The sequence below is a fragment of the Acinetobacter sp. YH01008 genome, assembly GCF_013420435.1.
In the GTDB taxonomy this organism is placed as follows: Bacteria; Pseudomonadota; Gammaproteobacteria; order Pseudomonadales; family Moraxellaceae; genus Acinetobacter; species Acinetobacter pseudolwoffii.
In genome coordinates this window covers 53,885-74,374 of the sequence record NZ_VOYD01000007.1, presented here as the reverse complement: position 1 = coordinate 74,374, position 20,490 = coordinate 53,885, and the positions used below count along the sequence as shown (strand labels likewise).

Below are 20,490 nucleotides of genomic sequence, written 5' to 3'. Positions count from 1 at the left end.
GTTTTATAATGTTAAAAAAATATTTACTTAAATTAATTTTTTCAAATGCTTTTTTTAAAGAAATCTACATAAAAAGAAGAATTAGACAGAAAAAAGATTTAATGAATGAAATCGAGTTACAAAGTTATTTAGAAGAAGCCGAAAAATTTTTTTTAGATAAGCCTATTTGTATATCTGTTGGATTAGTCAGAGATAGTGATAACTTTGCTAATGAAGGTTTAGTTACAGAAAGAGCTTACTTTCCTAAATACGAAAGATTCTTAAAAAATAATCAAATTTCTTATTCATTTTATGATCCATTTAGATCAAACTGGATGGAAGAAGCAGAAAAATATGATCTCATAATTTGGCATACTGATTCTGACCCTTCAACACAAGAAATAGCTGAAAGTAAGATATATATCTTGGAAAAAATGGGAATAAAATGTTTTCCGAGCTATGATGAAATATGGTCTTATGAAAGCAAAGTTAGAGCAAATTATTTATATAAGTTATATGATTTGCCAACTATTCCAACTTATATTAGTCACTCAAAACAAGATACCATAGACTATCTAAAACATGTAAGGTTTCCAATTATTTCAAAAATTTCTACTGGATCAGCTTCTTTTGGTGTTGATAAAATTAATGACTATAATGAAGCCAAAAAAGTTGTAGATAAAATATTTTCATATAAAGGTAAGGATACTTATTTTAAGTATCAAAGCCAAAAAAATTATGTTTATTTTCAAGAGTATATTGAAGATGCGACTTTTGACTTACGTGTAATATGTATTGGTGATGAACTATTTGGGTACTATCGCTACCCTAATAAAGGCGATTTTAGAGCATCTGGCGCTGGGAATTATGAAAAAAAAGAAATACCTAATGAAGCATTAGAATTAGCGTATAAGGTTCGAGAAAAGTTTGGTTCTACTATGCTGGCAACAGACTTTGTTTACAGTGAAAAAAAGAAAAAATATTTTATTATTGAATCCTCTATATTTATTGGTATAGATACTTGTGAGCAATTATGTATAAATGGAGTTTCAGGAAAATATAAAAGACTTGATGAAAGTAATTATCAATTTATACCTGGTAAGTATTGGATTCAAGAAGTTTCATTAAAAAGTTATATTGAAAAAAATATTAATTAGTTATTTTGAAATATATTTTAATAGATATTTTTAGTAGTAAGAATGGTTGACTGGATGTTTAATGAAAGTAAATTCTAATATTCTTTTCAAGAATGTCATATTGTGTTTCATATTTCTATATTTTGCACAGGGGGTTATTTATGAAAGTGGCTCTTTCATAGCAAAAATTTCACTACTTATTATATTGAGTATATCTGCTATATATTTATTAAAAACTTTATTAAGAGCTGATAAGAAACCTTTATTTTATTGGGCTTGGCTTTTTTTATTATCTATTAATATTTTTGGATTTGTCTCTGGTGGTAATTATAGTGGTACGCACTATTCTCAAATTAAAAATATATGTATAGCTATTTTACCATTTTTTGCTTTTTACTATTTTTCTTTGAAAGATAATCTTCAAGGAAGAGATTTGCTGATTTTTTCTATTTTAATTACACCTATAATTATCGCAAATTTTTATATAAGTAAAATAGATTTCATTGATGAATTTATGGTAGATGAGGAAAGGGTTGTTTCAAATATAGCATATCTATTTATTATATTAATTCCCTATGTATTTCTTTGGGGGGAGAAAAAAATATTAGCGATAATAAATATGTTATTAATAATATTTTTTGTTTTTCAGGGGGCTAAAAGAGGGGCGTTTATTTTAGGAATGCTAGGAGTATTAGTATTTGTATATTATCAAATAACATCACTGAATCCCAAAAAAAGAAAAATAGGATTCGTTGTATCTCTAGTGGGTCTAACCTTTTTAACACTTTTAATATATCAATTCTATCAAAGTAATGAATATTTAGTAGAAAGATTACAGAGTATAGATTCTAATACTAGTGGGCGGGAGATTATATATAGAAATTTGTGGAACAATTGGTATGCTAGTGATAATGTGATTAATGTTTTATTTGGTTTCGGATTTGTATCTACTATTTATTATAGTGGTTATGGTCTTTTAGCTCATAATGATTGGCTGGAATTGTTAACAAATTTTGGTTTGATTGGTGTTTCATCTTATCTAGCTGTTTTTTGTAGTATTGTCTATTTTTTGCTATATGAAAAGATGAGTAAGGAAGATAAGACAATTTTAATAACAATTTTGCTTATTGCTTCTTTTCAAACTATGTTTTCTATGTATTACACATCAAGTGGAACTATATTTAATGCGATATTGTTAGGCTATGTTTTTGGTAAAAAAAATCGTAAAATTCATAATCATAAAATTTAAGATTGAAAATTATGAAAATACTTTGTATTATTGATAGTCTTGGATCAGGAGGGGCACAGCGTCAATTGGTTAACTTGGCAGTCTCCTTTAAAAAAAAGGGCCATGATGTTAATTTTTTAGTTTATTACAAAGATAATTTCTATTTAGACTACTTGGAAGAAAATAAAATAAATGTTATTCAGGCTATCGAGAGTAATTATTTAAAACGTATATTAAAGATAAGGAAAATTATTCGTACTGGTCATTATGATTCTATTTTATCATTTCTAGAAGTGCCAAATTTGATTTGCGAACTAGCAAGCTTTCCTTCTAAGCATTGGAAGTTGGTTGTCGGAGAGCGTAGTGCCAACCCTAAAATATTTTCATCTAAAAAGTTAAAGTTATATCGTAAATTTCATTTTTTGGCAGATGCAGTAGTAGCTAACTCATTTGAAAATATAAGCATGGTGAAAGAGGTCAATCCTTATTTATCTAGCTCAAAATGTCATGTTATTTACAATATGGTAGATTTTGATAAATGGGCTCCTAATCCGAGTGAATATATATTCAGAAAAAATGGTAAGTTAAAAATTGTTGTTGCAGCAAGACATCATTACCTTAAAAATTTAAATGTATTGGTTGAAGCTGTTCATTTGTTGAATAATGAGGAAAAATATCAATTGCATATTGAGTGGTATGGTCGTGTAGAAGATCATTCTTATACTGATGCACTTAAAAAAATATCAGAATATAGTTTGGAGCAGATATTCTTTTTCTATGACCCTATTCCAGCAATTAATCAAATAGTAAATCAGGCTGATGTAGTTGGGTTATTCAGTTTCTATGAAGGACTTCCAAATAGTGTCTGTGAAGGAATGGTTAATTCAAAACCTATTATAGCGTCAAATGTATCAGATGTAGGTAGGCTCATTGATAAAAATTTTATTTTTAATCCTGAGAGCCCAATAGAATTAAGCCAGTTATTAAAAAAACTATTACAAATGAGTAAATATGAACTTCAACTAGTAGGTCTTCAGAATAGGGGAAAGGCTATAGAACTTTTTGATGGAAATGTTATTTCAGATAAGTATCTAGATCTAATGAGTTAATTTTTTGAGTAAATTATTGTGAAAGTTTTATTATTATCTCCACTGCCACCTCCTGTTGGAGGAATCGCTACTTGGACTGTGAATATACTTAAATATTATGAATTAAAAGGACAAAAAGAGTCTGATGTAAATATTATTCATCAAAACACAGCAATTCGTTTTCGAAGGATCACGACGCTTAGTTTTTTCTCGAGATTAATCTCTGGGATTCTAGATGGAGCAAGAGCATTTATTATTTTTATTTATTTTTTATTAAAATATAGGCCCGATGTAATTCACTTAACTAGTAGTGGCTCCCTTGGTTTATGGAAGGATATTCTTTTTGTTTATATTGCTAAGTTATTTAATATTCCTTTAACTATACATTTCCGTTTTGGGCGTATTCCTGAAATTAGTAAATTAAATAATTGGGAGTGGAAAATTTTAAAAAAAGTTATTTCATTAAGTTCATCAGTCATTGTTCTTGATGATAATTCATGGAACACGCTTAAAGATCAAGGTTTTAAGCATATATATACTATTCCTAATCCGATTTCAGACTCAGTAGAAAATGTAATGAATACTCAGGAAGATGGCATATGGAATGATAAACGTGTTTATAGAAACATTCTTTTTGTAGGACATGTGACAAAAAATAAAGGTATATTTGAGCTAGTCCAATCTTTTTCCTTATTAAGTAATGTTGATGAATTAATATTAATAGGACCTTTTGAATTAGAGGTTAAAAATCAGATTATTGAATTAGCGGGTATAAAATCGGATAAAATTACGTTTACTGGTGCTTTAGACAAAGTTGAAGTTCTGAATGCAATGAAACGAGCTACAGTTCTCGTACTTCCAAGCTATACAGAAGGTTTTCCTAATGTAATTATTGAAGCAATGGCTATGCAATGCCCTGTAGTGGCAACAAAAGTTGGTGCTGTAGCGACTATGTTAAATGATGGACATTCTAACCCTGCAGGATTGGTTGTAGAGCCTAAAAATGTACAAGCTCTAACTGAAGCACTTGATTTTATGATTTCAAAACCAGATCAAGCTAAAAAAATTGCAGATAATGCATATTGGAAAGTAAAAAGTGAATATACCTTAGAAAAAGTATGTCGCCAATATGAAAAGGTTTGGACTAATTGTGTAAATAGAGAGATATAAATGTTTAAAGGAAAGACCCTTCTCATCACTGGTGGTACAGGTTCATTCGGTAATGCTGTTCTAAAGCGCTTTTTAGAAACAGATATTAGAGAAATTCGTATATTTAGCCGTGATGAAAAAAAGCAAGATGATATGCGTAAAAAATACCAGTCGTCTAAGCTTAAATTTTATATTGGTGATGTACGCGACTATAATAGTGTGCTTAATGCGACACGTGGCGTAGATTATATTTATCATGCTGCTGCACTTAAACAAGTGCCTTCATGTGAATTCCACCCAATGGAAGCAGTTAAAACGAACGTACTCGGTACAGAAAATGTTTTAGAAGCAGCCATTCAAAACCATGTGAAACGTATTGTATGTTTAAGTACAGATAAAGCTGTTTATCCAATCAATGCAATGGGTATTTCAAAAGCAATGATGGAAAAAGTCATTGTCGCCAAATCGCGTAATTTAGAAGAATTAGATACGACCATTTGCTGTACACGTTATGGTAACGTGATGGCTTCACGTGGCTCAGTCATTCCTCTATTTGTAGATCAAATTCGTCAGGGTAAACCACTCACCATTACTGATCCTAATATGACTCGCTTTATGATGACTTTGGATGATGCTGTCGACTTGGTGTTATATGCATTTGAGCATGGTGAAAACGGTGATATTTTTGTACAAAAAGCACCAGCAGCAACTATTCATGTTCTAGCGCAAGCTTTAACTCAGTTATTAAATGTACCAGAGCATCCAATTTCAATTATGGGTACACGTCATGGTGAAAAAGCCTATGAAGCATTACTCAGTCGAGAAGAAATGGTGGTTGCCTTAGATCAAGGTTATTATTATCGCGTTCCTGCAGATCAGCGTGACCTCAACTATTCAAAATATGTTGAAGATGGTGATTTAAAAATTACTCAATATGAAGATTATAACTCCCATAATACTGAACGTTTAGATGTTGAAGGCATGAAAACGCTTTTACTCAAGCTGGAATTTATTCGTGCCTTAACTCAAGGCCAATATATTGATCCTGAGGCTTAAATATGAAAATTTTAGTCACAGGTTCCAATGGTTTTATTGCAAAAAACTTGATTCAATTCCTATCTGAAAAATCAGAAATCGAAATTTTAAAGTTTAACCGAGAGTCTAGTTCAGAAGAATTAGAGCAATCTGTACTTGCTGCAGATTGGATTGTGCATTTAGCAGGAATAAACCGCCCTTTAAATGAGCAAGAGTTTATTGAGGGAAATATTACGCTGACGCAAAAAATTGCAGATATTCTTAAGCGAGCGAAAAAGCAAACCCCGATTATTCTCTCTTCATCTATTCAGGCTGAACGCGACAATGCTTATGGTCAGAGTAAATTGGGTGGTGAACAGGCTTTATTGGAACTTCAGCAAAAGCAGGGCAATCCTGTTTATATTTGCCGTTTAGCCAATGTATTTGGTAAGTGGTCACGTCCAAACTATAATTCGGCTGTGGCAACCTTCTGTTATAACACGGCACATGATTTACCGATCCAGATTCATGATGAAAATGCGGTTATTCGCCTAGTGTATGTCGATGATGTCGTTGAATCATTCTGGAATCTTATCCAAGGTAAGTTGCAAATAGAACAGTTGTTTACTATTGAGCCAGAATATCAAATTACTGTCGGTGAATTAGCTAGAACATTGAAAGGTTTTAAAGAGTCTCGCAACACTTTAATTACCGATCGTGTCGGAACAGGTTTAACCCGTGCACTTTATTCAACCTATTTAAGCTTTTTAAAGCCTGAACAGTTTGACTACAGCATACCTAAATATGGCGACCAGCGTGGAGTATTTGTTGAAATGCTGAAAACACCGGATGCAGGGCAGTTCTCCTACTTTACTGCACATCCGGGGATTACGCGTGGCGGACATTATCATCACACCAAAACAGAAAAATTTTTGGTGATTAAAGGTAAGGCATTATTTAAGTTTAAGCATGTAGTGACTGGCGAATTCTATGAGTTAGAAACATCAGGCGAAGAGCCGCGTGTTGTTGAAACTGTGCCGGGCTGGACGCATGCCATTACCAATATTGGTAATGAAGAAATGGTGGTTATGTTATGGGCAAATGAAATTTTTGACCGTGAAAAACCAGATACCTATGCTATGGCATTAACGAATTAAGAGCGGAAATTGTGAAAAAATTAAAATTAATGACGGTCGTTGGTACTCGTCCTGAAATTATTCGTTTATCACGTGTCATGTCTACGTGTGATCAGTACTTCGATCATGTTTTGGTACATACGGGTCAAAACTATGATTATGAACTTAATGAAATTTTCTTTACCGATTTAGGTATTCGTAAGCCAGATCATTTTTTAAATGCTGCGGGTGCAACAGGTGCAGAAACGATTGGTAATGTCATTATTGCGGTCGACAAAGTTCTAGAAGAAGTTCAACCTGAAGCATTGCTGGTCTTAGGCGATACCAATAGCTGTATGGCGGTCATTCCAGCCAAGCGCCGTAAGATTCCAACCTTCCATATGGAAGCAGGAAACCGTTGTTTTGATATGCGTGTGCCAGAAGAAATTAATCGTCGCATTGTCGATCACACTGCTGATATTAATTTAACCTATAGCACAATTGCACGTGATTATTTACTTGCTGAAGGTTTGCCTGCTGATCAAGTCATTAAGACAGGCAGTCCTATGTTTGAGGTGTTAAATCACTATAAAGCAAAAATTGAGTCTTCAGATGTGCTAGAGCGTTTAGGTTTAAAAAAGCATCAATACTTTATCGTTAGTGCACACCGTGAAGAAAATATTAACTCTGATCAAAACTTTTTAGATCTGGTTGAAATGCTGAATGCAGTCGCTGAAAAATATCAATATCCTGTGATTGTCTCAACACATCCACGTACACGAAAACGAATTGAACAACTTAATGTTAAGTTCCATCCGTTGGTACAATTACTTAAACCTTTAGGTTTTAGTGATTACAACAAATTGCAGCTTTCTGCAAAAGCAACTTTGTCTGATAGTGGCACCATTAATGAAGAATCTTCAATTTTGAACTTTCCTGCTTTGAACTTGCGTCAGGCACATGAGCGTCCAGAAGGTATGGAGGAAGCTGCTGTAATGATGGTAGGCTTGACTGCTGAACGCATTTTGCAAGGTTTAGATATTCTGGATCATCAATCACGTGGTGAAGAACGCTTATTACGTTTAGTTGCTGACTATAGTATGCCAAATGTGAGTGAAAAAATTGTGCGTATTGTCTTAAGCTATACCGATTATGTGAATCGTGTAGTGTGGAAGGCATATTGATGAAAATTTTATTTATTACACAATATTTTAATCCTGAGCCTAGCTATAAAGATTTGAGATTTGTAGAGTCAATGTCAAAACTAGGGCATGAGTTAGAAGTTCTTACAGGTTTTCCAAATTTTCCACACGGAAAGCGTTATTCTGGGTATAAGCTAAAATTTTATGAACAAGAGATGCAGGGGGAAATAAAAGTTCATCGCGCCTATTTATATCCTGATCATAGTGACTCGGTGTGCAAAAGATTTTTGAATTATTTCAGCTTTTTCGTATCTGCAATAATTGTAGGGTTGTTTATTGTAAGGAAATTTGATGCGATTCATGTGGCAGCTACTCCTTTGAATGCTGGTTTAGTCGGCGTAATTTTAGGGAAGCTTTTTAATAAACCTGTGCTGAGTGATATACAAGATATATGGCCTGATTCTTTGTCAGCAACTGGAATGCTTAATAATAAAAAAATTTTGAAATGTGTTTCTTATTGTTGTAATTGGTCTTACAAAAATTCAAAAAAAATCACTGTAATATCAGAAGGTTTTAAAGATCTGCTAATTCAGCGCAATGTTCCGGAAAGTAAAATTGAAATTATTTATAATTGGTCTGAATTAGAGGGGATGGCTCCAACAGGTAATCATCAATTAAAATATTCAACCGATGTTTTTAATGTGACATTTGCTGGAAATATGGGCAAAGCTCAGGATTTATCAAATCTGATTTATGCAGCAGAAGTTCTTAGCAAAGAGCACCCTGAAATTATATTTAATTTTATTGGGGATGGTCTTGAAAAGGACAGTCTAGTTGATTTGGTGGTCAAGAAAAGTTTAAAGAATGTGATTTTTTATGATCGTGTAAGTAGCTCGGAGGTAATAAATTATCTAAAACAGTCAGATTGTTTATTGATTAGTTTAAAAAAAGATCCATTATTTGAAATTACAATACCTTCAAAAACACAAGCTTACTTGTCTTTGGGGAAACCTATAATAAGTACCGTTTTAGGTAATGCAGCAGATTTGATTGAAAGTGCCGAAGCTGGTTATATTGTTGAACCATCAAATCCTTATAAACTCGCTGAGACTATTCTTAGGATGTCACAGTTAAGCAAGTCAGAATTATATCAAAAAGGGTTAAGTTCAAAGGCTTTTTATGAGCGAAATTTATCAAAACAAGCAAGTTTAAATAAATTTTCTAGTGTTTTTGAAGCAATGAAGGATTGATGATGTTTTATAATCTTTATCTAAAACGATTTATAGATCTAGTCTTTGCAACGATTATCTTCATTTTATTAAGTCCAATATTCATGTTGGTAATGATTGTTTTAAGTTCAGCTAATAAAGGGTCACCATTTTTCTTTCAATTACGCCCAGGTAAAAATGGAAAGATTTTTAAAATTATAAAATTTAAAACTATGAATGATGCAAAAGATGAGTCTGAAAATTTATTACCAGATTTTCAGCGAATAACTAAGGTAGGTTCTTTTATAAGAAAGACTTCTTTAGATGAAATTCCTCAATTAATAAATGTAATAAAAGGAGATATGAGCATAGTGGGACCAAGACCACTATTAGTTGAATATTTGCCTTTGTATAGCGAAGAACAAGCATTAAGACATAATGTTCGCCCGGGCATGACTGGGTATGCACAAATCAATGGACGTAATGCGATTAGTTGGGAAGAAAAGTTTAAGCTTGATACTTGGTATGTTGAGAACCAATCATTTTGGTTAGACTTTAAAATTATGTTAAAAACGGTCAAAAAAGTAATTGCTAAAGACGATATTAGTGCTGAGGGTGATGCAACAATGCCAAAATTTACGGGAAATTTGAAAAAATAAACATGAATATTTTAATCACTTCAGCAGGACAACGAGTTTCATTGGTACGTTCTTTCCAAACAGAACTAAAAAAGTATTTTGAAAATGGTCAGGTCTTCACTACTGATTTAAACCCTGTGTTAGCTCCTGCATGCCATGTTTCTGATCAAAGTTTTACTGTACCACGTGTCACAAGCCCTGAGTATATTGATCAATTATTGCACCTTTGCTTGAATAATCAGATTAAATTAGTTGTGCCAACGATTGATACAGAGTTGTTAGTTTTAAGTGAAAATATTGAATATTTTAAACAACGAGGTATTCACTTATTGGTGAGCGACACTGAGCTAGTACAGCAATGCCGTGATAAACGTCAAATTAATCAGTTTTTTGAAAATCATGGAATTTGTATTCCTCAGCAATATGATTTAGACAGTTTACTATTCCCTGTATTTGTAAAACCTTATGATGGCAGTTTAAGCAAAGGTATTTTCACTGCACATAGCACAGAAGACATTAAGCCTGAACATCATGCAGATCCAAAATTAATGTTTATGGAGTACATTGCGCCAGAGAATTACGATGAGTTCACCGTCGATTGTTACTATGATCAAGCTTCGGAATTGAAATGTGTGGTACCCCGTAAGCGTATTTTTGTTCGTGCGGGTGAAGTCAATAAAGGCGTGACTAAAAAAAATATTATTGTGACTGAGTTTAATCAGAAGTTAAAACATATACCAGGTGCACGTGGTTGTTTAACCATACAAGTATTCTTGCATAAAACTGAAGATAAAATTCTAGGGATTGAAATTAACCCACGTTTTGGTGGGGGGTATCCACTCAGTTATTTGGCTGGTGCTAACTATAGTCAATGGGCTATTAGAGAATATTTATTAAATCAAAAAATTGAAGAGTTTGCAGCATGGAGTGATAACTTGCTGATGCTACGCTATGATGCTGAGGTTTTGGTTCATAATTATGAAGGATGAAGTAATAGTATTTGATTTGGATGATACTTTATATAATGAAATTGATTTTTTGAAATCAGCTTTTAAAGAAATTTCTTTGTTGGTTGCAAGGGATAGATATCTAAAAATACACCAGAAAATGCTGGATTTATATTACTCAGGAAGTGATGTATTTGATTATATTGTGAATAATTACCCAGAGTATAAGAAAAGTGACTTGATTTTTCTTTATAGAAATCACTTTCCGACTATTCAGACCTTCGATGGAGTAGTTGAACTTTTAAATGAACTATCGAAAAATTATTATTTAGCAATTATTACAGATGGTAGGTCTATTACTCAAAGAAATAAAATTAAAGCTCTAAAATTAGAGGCTTTTATTGATGAATGTATTATCTCTGATGAGTTAGGTTCTGAAAAACCAGATATAAAGAACTTTGAAGTAATTCAAAATAAATTTAATTGTGAAAAATATACCTATGTTGCTGATAATGTCTTAAAAGACTTTATATCACCAAATAACCTTGGTTGGAGAACTATCGGTATATGTAATAATGGTTTTAATATTGTAAGACCATCTAGAAGTTTAACTATTAATTATCAACCGGATTTTTGGGTTGAAAGTTTTAAAGATTTAAGTCGAGTTTTGTTATAATGAGAATAGTATTATTATCTCGGGTGATTTTTTTAAGTGGTGTTACAACTCATTTAATTTCTTTAGCTAAAGGGTTAATTGAGAGAGGGCATCAAGTCTATATAATGACTGCCGGCCCTGAAGATCAAAAATCGGAAGCTAATGTGAAATTATTCCAAGATCTTATTGATATTGGTGTAACTCCGATTATTCTTCCTTTCCCAAAAAAGAATAATAATAAATATACATATTTACTATCATTGCTTTACTCTTTAATAGATTCTAAGAGAGTCTTGGATAGGTATGAATTTGATATTATTCATGTTCATACTCCTATATTATCATTTATTCCTAAAATTTTAAAACGAAAGTTTATTAGAACTATCCATACTGCGGACTTAAATCTTTCTGTTTTGAACTGTAAAGCAGATTATGAAATAGTAATTAGTAAAGAATTGTATGTTGAGGCAATAAATAAGTATAATTATACTGAGGAATCAATTGATTTAATTAATAATGGTGTTCCGCGTGATTTTTATCAACCTGAAAAAAAGATAGATAAAATTATAAATTTAAAAAAAATATATAATATTCAAGAGGAGATAGTAATAGGATTAGTTGGTTCTATTAATTATAATAAAGGTCATGATATTCTTATAAAAGCAATTTCATTATTACCCTCTCATATTAAATCAAATGTGCATATCTTATTTTTAGGAGATGGTGAAAAAGATCTTGTAATTAATTTACTTAAAGAAAAAAAGCTAAGCGAACAGTGTACTTTTCTATCATTTCAGGATCCTTTAAAAATCTATCCTTCAATTGATATTAAAGTACTCCCATCACGTCTAGAAGGTTTTCCTTTAGCTACAATTGAAGCTATGTTAATGGGGTGTTGCGTTATTCGATCGAATACTGAAGGTGCGACCGAGCAAATTACCCATGGTAAAACTGGTTTTATTTTTGAAAATGAAAATTATTCTGAATTATCAAATATTCTTTTAGAACTAATTAAGAATAAAGAGTTAAGAAATCAAGTATCTCAAGCTGGTCAAACTTATGCTTTAGAGCACTTCATCAGTGATATTATGGTGAATAAAACTTTAACTGTGTATCAAAAGGCTTTAAGAGAAAATTAATATGTTAAACACTGCATTTGAACCATGGCCAAGTTTTACTCAGAAAGAAGCGGATGCGGTTTCCCGGGTTTTATTGTCGAATAAAGTCAACTACTGGACAGGGCAAGAATGCCGTGAGTTTGAAAAAGAATTTGCCCAGTTTGCAGAAACCCAGTATGCAGTGGCTTTAGCCAATGGAACCGTGGCACTCGATGTTGCTTTGAAAGCCTTAGGGGTTGGAGCAGGGGATGATGTAATTGTCACCTCACGCACCTTTCTGGCATCGGCCAGTTCCATTGTGACGGCTGGAGCAAATCCTATTTTTGCTGATGTTGAGCTGGATTCACAGAATATTTCTGCTGAAACCATCCAAGCAGTACTTACCCCAAATACCAAAGCGATTATCTGTGTGCATCTGGCTGGCTGGATGTGTGACATGGATCCGATCATGCAATTGGCACAGGCAAAAGGCCTGTATGTGATTGAAGACTGTGCACAGGCACATGGCGCAAAATACAAAGGCAAGTCGGCTGGTTCCATCGGTCATATCGCAGCCTGGTCGTTTTGTCAGGACAAGATCATGACCACAGGCGGTGAAGGCGGTATGGTCACCACCAATGATGAAGAGCTGTGGAAAAAAATGTGGTCTTATAAAGACCATGGCAAGAACTTTGACAGCATCTATAACAAGCAGCATCCACCGGGATTCCGCTGGTTGCATGATTCATTTGGGACCAACTGGCGCATGATGGAAATGCAGGCGGTGATTGGACGTATTCAGCTTAAAATGATGCCGGAGTGGACTGCAAAACGCATGGCCAATATGGAAAAAATTTATGCTGCATTTGCAGACAGTCCATATTTTAGCGTGCATCGCCCATCCGATGAGTATGTCCATGCCGCATATAAATGTTATGTGCAGGTCAATACAGATCAGTTGCCTGAAGGCTGGTCACGTGACCGGATTATGGCAGAGATGAATGCCTTGGGTGTGCCATGTTTTAGTGGATCTTGTTCCGAGGTGTATTTGGAGCATGCTTTTGATGATACGCCCTGGCGTCCAGCACAGCGTTTGAAAAATGCGCAGCAATTGGGTGAAACCAGTCTGATGTTTTTAGTTCATCCTACTTTGAGTGATGAAAGTATTAACAAAACAGTCACCGCAATTCAACAAGTTATTAATAGAATAGTTGCTTAAACTTTAAGAATATAAGTGCACCGTGTTCGGTGCATTTAACTTATATAGAATATGTTTTTAAGTTACTCATCGCATTGTGACTTATTAAAAATTTATTAGAATTGAGACAACGCATCCAGTGAAATCGATCATTACGCCTTTCGTAGAATCACCACGAGCCGCCAAACTTGCATTTTTAATTATTCTAGATTTTTGTACTTTTCCTGTCTTGATCTGGCTGTGTTATGCCATTCGCCGTTTTGATTTAGGCGCAGAAGTGGTGCCGGATCTGGCTTTTGGTGCGCTTTGGGTCAGTGTAATTGCAGTCGTATCCCTATTCGTGTGTGGGGTCTATCGCTTTATTGTCCGTACTTATAATGAAGTGTTTATGATCAAGATGGGGCTGGCGACGGCATTGACTGTCGCTGGTCTTTATGCCCTGGCTTATTTTACCCCGGCATTTATTCCGACCTCTATTCCGCTGATGTTCGGCTTTATGATGTTTGCCTGGATCTGGTTTAGCCGGGGCATCATCCGTTTTATTATCCGTTCCTATTTGCAGGCCGACGTACAGAAAAAACGTATTGCGATTTATGGCGCGGGTAATGCAGGCCAACAGGTCGCTGCTGCACTGTATCGTTCCAATGAGCATTTGCCGGTCATGTTTATTGATGACAAACGCTCCTTGACTGGACAGCAGCTGGGTCGACTCAAAGTCTATGATGCCCAGACTGCCTTAAAACTCATGCGCAAGCAAAAAATTGATGAAATTCTGATTGCCTTACCCTCAGTGGGACGGGTACGTAAAAGTGAAATCATCAAGTTTTTAGAGCCGGCACATTTAAAAATTACCGAGATTCCGGGGCTGACCAAACTGGTGGATGGTGAAATCCGAATTTCTGATATTCAGGAAGTAGATATTATTGATTTGCTGGGGCGTGATCCTGTTCCGCCGGTTCCCGAGCTGCTGGCCAGAAACATTAAAGATAAAGTGGTCATGGTGACAGGTGCGGGCGGTTCGATTGGTTCAGAACTCTGCCGCCAGATCATTAAAAACCAGCCGGCCAAAATTATCATTTATGAACTGACTGAATTTGCGCTGTATAGTATTGAAAAAGAGTTACGCCTCACGGCAAGCTGTGAAATTATTCCGATTCTGGGCTCTGTACTGGATGAATCCAAGCTGGAACGGGTGATTGAACAATATGGCGTACAGACTATTTATCATGCTGCCGCCTATAAACATGTACCGCTGGTCGAGTGTAATCCTCTGGCAGGGCTAAAAAACAACGCTGTCGGAACCGCCTTTAGTGTGAATGCAGCGGTGAAGAAAGGCGTCGAAACGTTTGTGTTAATTTCAACCGATAAGGCGGTACGTCCAACCAACGTGATGGGGGCGACCAAGCGTATGGCCGAGCTGTATTGTCAGGCCATGGCGGAAGCCCAGAACCAGACCCAGATCAGTATTGTGCGCTTTGGTAATGTCCTCGGTTCTTCGGGTTCGGTGGTGCCGCTGTTTAAACAGCAAATTGCCAAAGGCGGTCCGATTACTGTCACTGATCCAGAAGTGACCCGTTTCTTTATGACCATTCCGGAAGCCTCGCAGCTGGTGATTCAAGCCGGTGCCTTGGGTACTGGTGGAGACGTATTCTTGCTGGACATGGGCGAGCCGGTACGGATTCAGGATCTGGCACGACAAATGATTTCCCTCAGTGGACTCAAAGTCAGAGATAATAAAGACCCGAATGGTGATATTGAAATTCAATATACTGGGCTACGTCCAGGCGAAAAACTTTATGAAGAACTGCTGATTGACGAAGAAAATACAGAAATTACTTCACATACGCGTATTCTACGATCTGTCGAAAAACATTATCCATTAGCAGAAATTCTGGCAGTATTTAACCGCATACATGAACTTACAGCGACTCAAACCGACATTGAATGGGCGCTGGCACAATTAGAACATTATGTGGATGGTTATGTACGCGGTAACGAAATTAAAGTGAACTAGGTTTTTATAGATATGATTAAGAAAGCAATTCTCCCTGTGGCTGGTTTAGGTACGCGTTTCTTACCTGCCAGTAAATCCATTCCGAAAGAGATGGTGACAGTCGTGGATCGCCCTGCGATTGAATATGTGGTCCGTGAAGCGGTTGCTGCCGGAATTGAGCAGATTATTCTGGTGACCCATTCTTCTAAAGCATCGATTGAAAATTATTTTGATCGTAACTTTGAACTTGAAACCACCCTTGAGCAAAAAAACAAAACGGACTTACTCAAAGAAATTACTGAAATTTTGCCTACAGGTGTGAGTGTGATTAGTGTACGCCAACCACAGCCTCTGGGTCTGGGCCACGCAGTACTGTGTGCCAAAGCCGTGATTGGCGATGATGACTTTGCGGTGTTACTACCAGATGTGCTAGTCAAGGATCAAGACCCTGAAAATGACCTGGCGCGTATGATTCAGCGTTATGAAGAATCTAAAGCGTCACAAATCATGGTGGAAGCAGTGCCTGAACATCTGGTCGACCAGTATGGCATTGTTGATGTTGCTGTATCGCCTGAGGAAGGTGAAAGCATCGTCATGCAAGGCATTGTCGAAAAACCGGCAGTCGGCACCGCACCATCAAATCTGTCTGTGGTCGGGCGTTATATTCTGCCGGCCAAAATCATGCAACTTTTAGAACAGACCCCACGCGGGGCAGGTAATGAAATCCAGCTGACCGATGCAATTGCCATGCTGCAACAAACAGAAGCTGTAGAAGCATATCGTATGAAAGGCCAGACCTTTGACTGTGGCAGCAAGTTGGGTTATCTAAAAGCTGTTTTACATTATGGTGTTGATCATCCTAAACTCGGTAGCGAGTTTAAAGCATTGATTCAGGAACTGGCTTTGTAAGAAAAAATAATAAAAAGGAATATTATGAAAGTCGCAGTATTGGGAAAAACCTTATTTTCCGGAGTCATTTCAGCTCTTTTATCTGAATGTGGTCATCAGGTGGTCTGGTGTAATAGCTTCAATGTAGATGAGTCAGCTCGGCCCTATTTCCAGGATGAATCTCTTCAGCTATTACTGCAAAAACAGGAAAAATCTGGCTTTTTAAACTGTTGCGATTTTCAGCATCTGGATTTTAATCAGGATGTTTTTTTCTTTAGTTTTAATGCCACCGAAGAGCAGCAGGCATTTCAGATGCTGGATACCCTTCGGCATGCCTGTTTTGCTCATCCGAAGCTGATGATTAATGCTTCGACTTTTGGCTTGCATGGCACTCAACGCTTCCAGCAACTGCTGCCGAATGATGACTGGATTTATCTGCCTGATATTATTCAGGAAGGTAATGCCCTGCGTAGTTTTGTTCAGGCCAGCCAGCTGATCGTGGGCTGTGATCATGCAGATGCACAGGCTAAAATCAGAGAGCTGTTACGCCCCTTGTTTCCGCGTGCGCAGCAGTATCTGTTTATGCCGGTACTGGATGCCGAATTTACCAAACTCAGTATTTCCGGCATGCTGGCCACCCGGATCAGTTATATGAATGATCTGGCCAGCGTGGCAGAAAAACTTGGGATTGATATTGAACAGGTGCGCCAAGGCATGGCGGCGGATAACCGGATTGGTTCCGCCTATTTGTTTCCGGGAGTCGGTTTTGGTGGAGAGAACTTCTCGCATGATATCCGCACCTTAACGCATGCGGTAGCAGATTCAGGGGTAAAAAACCAGTTACTGGAACAGGTCTGGGAGATTAACGAACAACAAAAAGAATTACTGTTCCGCAAACTATGGAATTATTTCCGTGGCGATTTACAGGGAAAAGTGGTGGCGATTTGGGGCGCAGCCTTTAAAGAAAATACCCCGAGCATCCAGCAATCTCCAGTGCATGCCATGCTCACTGCATTATGGGCGCAAGGGGTGACGGTCAAACTGCATGATCCGCAAGCATTGGCCAATATTAAAAAAGTCTATGGGACACGGCAGGATCTAATCCTGTGTGAAGATCAATATCAGGCAGTTGAAGGTGCAGATGCCTTATGTTTGATGACTGCCTGGAAACAGTATGGTAGTCCAGATTATCCACACCTCATTAAACTGATGCAGCATCCCCTGATTTTGGATGGGCGTAATCTGTATGATCCGGCCTATATCAAGGCGCGTGGTTTTAATTATATTGGGGTGGGACGTTAATGTTAAGTCAGCTTAAACCAGATCTAAATACTGAAACTGTGTGTCAAAAACTCGCCTCGAGCAAAGAACAACTTGATGCGGTGCATCTACGAGAACTGTTTGCCGCAGACCCCCAGCGTTTTAACAAATATTCAATTCAGTTTGAACAGCTGGTCTTCGATTATAGTAAACACAGAATGAACAGTACGGTGATGCAGGGCCTGATTGAATGGGCAGATGCACAAAACCTAAGATCCTGGATCGGGTCTTTATTTTCAAATCAGGATATTAATTATACCGAGCAACGTGCTGCCATGCATTGGGCATTACGCTTGCCAGTCCAGGATCAGCAGCATGCGGATCTGGCGGCGGATGTACATGCCCAGCTGGAACGGATGTATGCCCTAGTGGAACAGATTCATGCCGGGCAGCGCCGCGGTGCTACCGGTGAAGTGATTCAGGATGTGGTCAATATTGGTGTGGGCGGATCAGATCTGGGTCCCTTAATGGTCACGCACGCTTTATCTGATTTTAAATACCAGTCTGCCCAGCCACTCAATGTACATTTTGTTTCGACCATGGATGGCAGTCAGCTGTCCGAGCTGTTGCATCAGCTGCGTCCGGAAACGACACTGTTTATTATTTCCTCCAAATCCTTCGGCACCATTGATACCCTGACCAATGCCCAGACGGTACGCTTATGGCTGGAAAAGGCCTTAGGTCAACATCCTTATATTCTTAAGCATCATTTTATTGGAGTATCAACCAAGCCGGAAAAAATGACCGCATGGGGCATTGCGCCCGAAAACCAGTTATTGCTTTGGGACTGGGTCGGCGGGCGTTATTCACTCTGGTCCTGTATCGGACTGCCAATTGCCTTGAGTATCGGGATTGAAGGCTTCAAGCAGCTGCTGGCGGGTGCCTATGCCGTTGACCAGCATTTCCAGTACCAGCCTTTTGAACGCAATATTCCGGTATTGATGGGATTATTAGGAGCTTGGAATACCAATTTTCTGGATATCCAGACCCATGCAATTCTGCCTTATGATGGCCGGCTGAAATATTTTGCCTCCTATCTGCAACAGCTGGAAATGGAATCCAACGGCAAGTCAATTCAGCGCAATGGCGAAAAAGCCCAGTTCGATACCTGCCCGATCATCTGGGGAGAAGTAGGACCGAATGCCCAGCATGCCTTCTATCAGTTATTGCATCAGGGCACGCAGTCAGTCAGCTGTGATTTTATTGCACCGGTAGAGCGTTATAACAGCCAGCAATATACTTATGTAGACAGTGCCGAAGCATTGGTAGAACAACATCATTTGGCCTTATCCAACTGTCTGGCGCAGTCGCGTTTACTGGCTTTTGGCAATGAAGCCCTAGATCAGGCTGAACTGGCGAGCTTGCCGGCCTATAAGCAGTATGAAGGCAATCAGCCGAGCAGTACGCTGTTGATGCAAGAGCTGAATCCTTATAGTCTGGGTATGCTGATTGCTCTATATGAACATAAAGTTTTTGTGCAATCGGTGCTGTGGAATATCAACCCATTTGACCAGTGGGGCGTGGAAAAAGGTAAGGAAATTGCCAACCAGTTGCTGCCTATTTTGAATGGTGAACAGAGTGATCTGGATGGTCTGGATGGTTCAACCCAAGGTTTAATTAAAATTCTATTAGGAAAGTCACATGGCTAAAATTTTGGTCACCGGTGGAGCAGGCTATATTGGTTCGCATACTTGTGTTGAGTTATTAAATGCCGGCTATGAGGTGGTGGTTTTAGATAATCTGTGCAATAGCGCTGCTGAGTCTTTAAATCGGGTGCAACAGTTGACCCAGAAAAGCCTGACATTTATTGAAGGGGATATCCGGGATGCTCAATTATTAGATCAGGTATTTCAGCAACACTCGATTGAGGCCGTGATTCATTTTGCCGGTCTGAAAGCGGTCGGAGAAAGCCAGCAAATACCATTGGCTTATTTTGACAATAATATTGCCGGTTCAATCAGCCTGGTTCAGGCGATGCAGCGCGCACAGGTTTTTAAACTGGTGTTTAGTTCCTCAGCCACGGTCTATGGCGAAAATAATCCTTCACCTTTAAACGAAGAAATGCCTACCGGAATGCCGACCAATAACTATGGCTATACCAAACTTATTGTTGAACAGCTCTTGGAAAAGTTGTCTGTGGCAGATGAACGTTGGTCGATTGCCTTATTACGTTATTTTAATCCGGTCGGCGCGCATAAAAGTGGCCAGATTGGCGAAGATCCACAAGGTATTCCCAATAATCTGATGCCTTTTGTGACTCAAGTGGCAGTCGGTCGTCGTGAAAAGCTATCTATTTTCGGTCATGATTATGACACGGTGGATGGGACTGGTGTGCGCGATTATATACACGTAGTCGACTTGGCCAATGCACACTTATGTGCTCTCAATAATCGTCTAACTGCGCAAGGTTGCCGTGCCTGGAATATTGGTACAGGGAATGGGATTTCAGTGCTACAAGTTAAAGATACTTTTGAGCAAGTAAATGGGGTTGCGATTGCATTTGAATTAGCCCCTCGTCGCGAAGGCGATGTGGCCACCTGTTTTGCAGACAATACCCGTGCAGTCCAAGAGTTGGGCTGGCAACCTCAGTATGGTTTAGAGGACATGCTCGCTGACAGCTGGAACTGGCAGAAGCAGAATCCGAATGGCTATCGTTAAAATCTTTATAGCGATATAAATAAAAATGGGAGCAACA

At 37.5% G+C, this 20,490-nt stretch carries 18 protein-coding genes; all 18 read left to right on the top strand.

Translation table 11 applies throughout. From position 1 onward, the window contains the following. Positions 1 to 8 precede the first annotated feature (8 nt). The 18 genes from FTT75_RS06320 (at position 9) to galE (ending at position 20,453) form a co-directional block, all read left to right on the top strand. A complete protein-coding gene (locus FTT75_RS06320) occupies positions 9 to 1,136 on the top strand; it encodes a RimK family alpha-L-glutamate ligase (RefSeq protein ID WP_180186102.1) in 1,128 nt (375 codons plus the stop codon). Positions 1,137 to 1,197: 61 nt separating this feature from the next. Next, positions 1,198 to 2,364: an O-antigen ligase gene (locus tag FTT75_RS06315; RefSeq protein ID WP_180186101.1), complete on the top strand. Its 1,167-nt coding sequence runs from the start codon at positions 1,198 to 1,200 to the stop codon at positions 2,362 to 2,364. 11 nt (positions 2,365 to 2,375) lie between these two features. Next, positions 2,376 to 3,452 carry a glycosyltransferase gene (locus tag FTT75_RS06310; RefSeq protein WP_180186100.1) on the top strand — a complete coding sequence of 359 codons (1,077 nt, stop codon included), beginning with the start codon at positions 2,376 to 2,378 and terminating at the stop codon, positions 3,450 to 3,452. Positions 3,453 to 3,470: 18 nt separating this feature from the next. Then, positions 3,471 to 4,601, top strand: a complete 1,131-nt coding sequence (locus tag FTT75_RS16025; RefSeq protein WP_180186099.1) for a glycosyltransferase family 4 protein — start codon at positions 3,471 to 3,473, stop codon at positions 4,599 to 4,601. Beyond that, positions 4,602 to 5,636 (top strand): polysaccharide biosynthesis protein, encoded by a 1,035-nt coding sequence (locus FTT75_RS06300; protein WP_180186098.1) that lies wholly within the window; start codon positions 4,602 to 4,604, stop codon positions 5,634 to 5,636. Positions 5,637 to 5,638: 2 nt separating this feature from the next. Beyond that, entirely contained in the window at positions 5,639 to 6,751 is a 1,113-nt protein-coding gene (locus tag FTT75_RS06295; RefSeq protein WP_180186097.1) for an NAD-dependent epimerase/dehydratase family protein, read from the top strand. An 11-nt stretch (positions 6,752 to 6,762) separates the two neighbouring features. Beyond that, entirely contained in the window at positions 6,763 to 7,893 is a 1,131-nt protein-coding gene (gene wecB, locus FTT75_RS06290) for a non-hydrolyzing UDP-N-acetylglucosamine 2-epimerase (RefSeq protein WP_180186096.1), read from the top strand. Further along, entirely contained in the window at positions 7,893 to 9,101 is a 1,209-nt protein-coding gene (locus FTT75_RS06285; RefSeq protein WP_180186095.1) for a glycosyltransferase family 4 protein, read from the top strand. The genes wecB and FTT75_RS06285 overlap by 1 nt, the downstream gene beginning before the upstream one ends. A 2-nt stretch (positions 9,102 to 9,103) precedes the next feature. Beyond that, the gene (locus FTT75_RS06280; protein WP_180186094.1) at positions 9,104 to 9,718 is read left to right on the top strand and encodes a sugar transferase; all 615 of its coding nucleotides are present in this window, start codon (positions 9,104 to 9,106) and stop codon (positions 9,716 to 9,718) included. A 2-nt stretch (positions 9,719 to 9,720) separates the two neighbouring features. Further along, positions 9,721 to 10,686, top strand: coding sequence for an ATP-grasp domain-containing protein (locus FTT75_RS06275; RefSeq protein ID WP_180186093.1), 966 nt, complete (start codon positions 9,721 to 9,723; stop codon positions 10,684 to 10,686). After that, positions 10,676 to 11,320, top strand: coding sequence for an HAD family hydrolase (locus tag FTT75_RS06270; protein ID WP_180186092.1), 645 nt, complete (start codon positions 10,676 to 10,678; stop codon positions 11,318 to 11,320). The genes FTT75_RS06275 and FTT75_RS06270 overlap by 11 nt, the downstream gene beginning before the upstream one ends. After that, positions 11,320 to 12,438 carry a glycosyltransferase family 4 protein gene (locus FTT75_RS06265; RefSeq protein ID WP_180186091.1) on the top strand — a complete coding sequence of 373 codons (1,119 nt, stop codon included), beginning with the start codon at positions 11,320 to 11,322 and terminating at the stop codon, positions 12,436 to 12,438. The genes FTT75_RS06270 and FTT75_RS06265 overlap by 1 nt, the downstream gene beginning before the upstream one ends. Before the next feature lies 1 nt (position 12,439). After that, positions 12,440 to 13,615 carry a DegT/DnrJ/EryC1/StrS aminotransferase family protein gene (locus tag FTT75_RS06260; RefSeq protein ID WP_180186090.1) on the top strand — a complete coding sequence of 392 codons (1,176 nt, stop codon included), beginning with the start codon at positions 12,440 to 12,442 and terminating at the stop codon, positions 13,613 to 13,615. A 118-nt stretch (positions 13,616 to 13,733) separates the two neighbouring features. Then, the gene (locus FTT75_RS06255; RefSeq protein WP_180186089.1) at positions 13,734 to 15,608 is read left to right on the top strand and encodes a nucleoside-diphosphate sugar epimerase/dehydratase; all 1,875 of its coding nucleotides are present in this window, start codon (positions 13,734 to 13,736) and stop codon (positions 15,606 to 15,608) included. Positions 15,609 to 15,620: 12 nt separating this feature from the next. After that, positions 15,621 to 16,496: a UTP--glucose-1-phosphate uridylyltransferase GalU gene (galU, locus tag FTT75_RS06250; protein WP_180186088.1), complete on the top strand. Its 876-nt coding sequence runs from the start codon at positions 15,621 to 15,623 to the stop codon at positions 16,494 to 16,496. Between the two features lie 24 nt (positions 16,497 to 16,520). Continuing rightward, a complete protein-coding gene (locus FTT75_RS06245; protein WP_180186087.1) occupies positions 16,521 to 17,777 on the top strand; it encodes a nucleotide sugar dehydrogenase in 1,257 nt (418 codons plus the stop codon). Continuing rightward, positions 17,777 to 19,444: a glucose-6-phosphate isomerase gene (gene pgi / locus FTT75_RS06240; protein WP_180186086.1), complete on the top strand. Its 1,668-nt coding sequence runs from the start codon at positions 17,777 to 17,779 to the stop codon at positions 19,442 to 19,444. The genes FTT75_RS06245 and pgi overlap by 1 nt, the downstream gene beginning before the upstream one ends. After that, complete coding sequence (gene galE / locus FTT75_RS06235; protein WP_180186085.1) at positions 19,437 to 20,453, top strand: UDP-glucose 4-epimerase GalE; 1,017 nt, start codon at positions 19,437 to 19,439, stop codon at positions 20,451 to 20,453. Before pgi ends, galE begins: the two co-directional genes overlap by 8 nt. Positions 20,454 to 20,490: the final 37 nt, after the last annotated feature.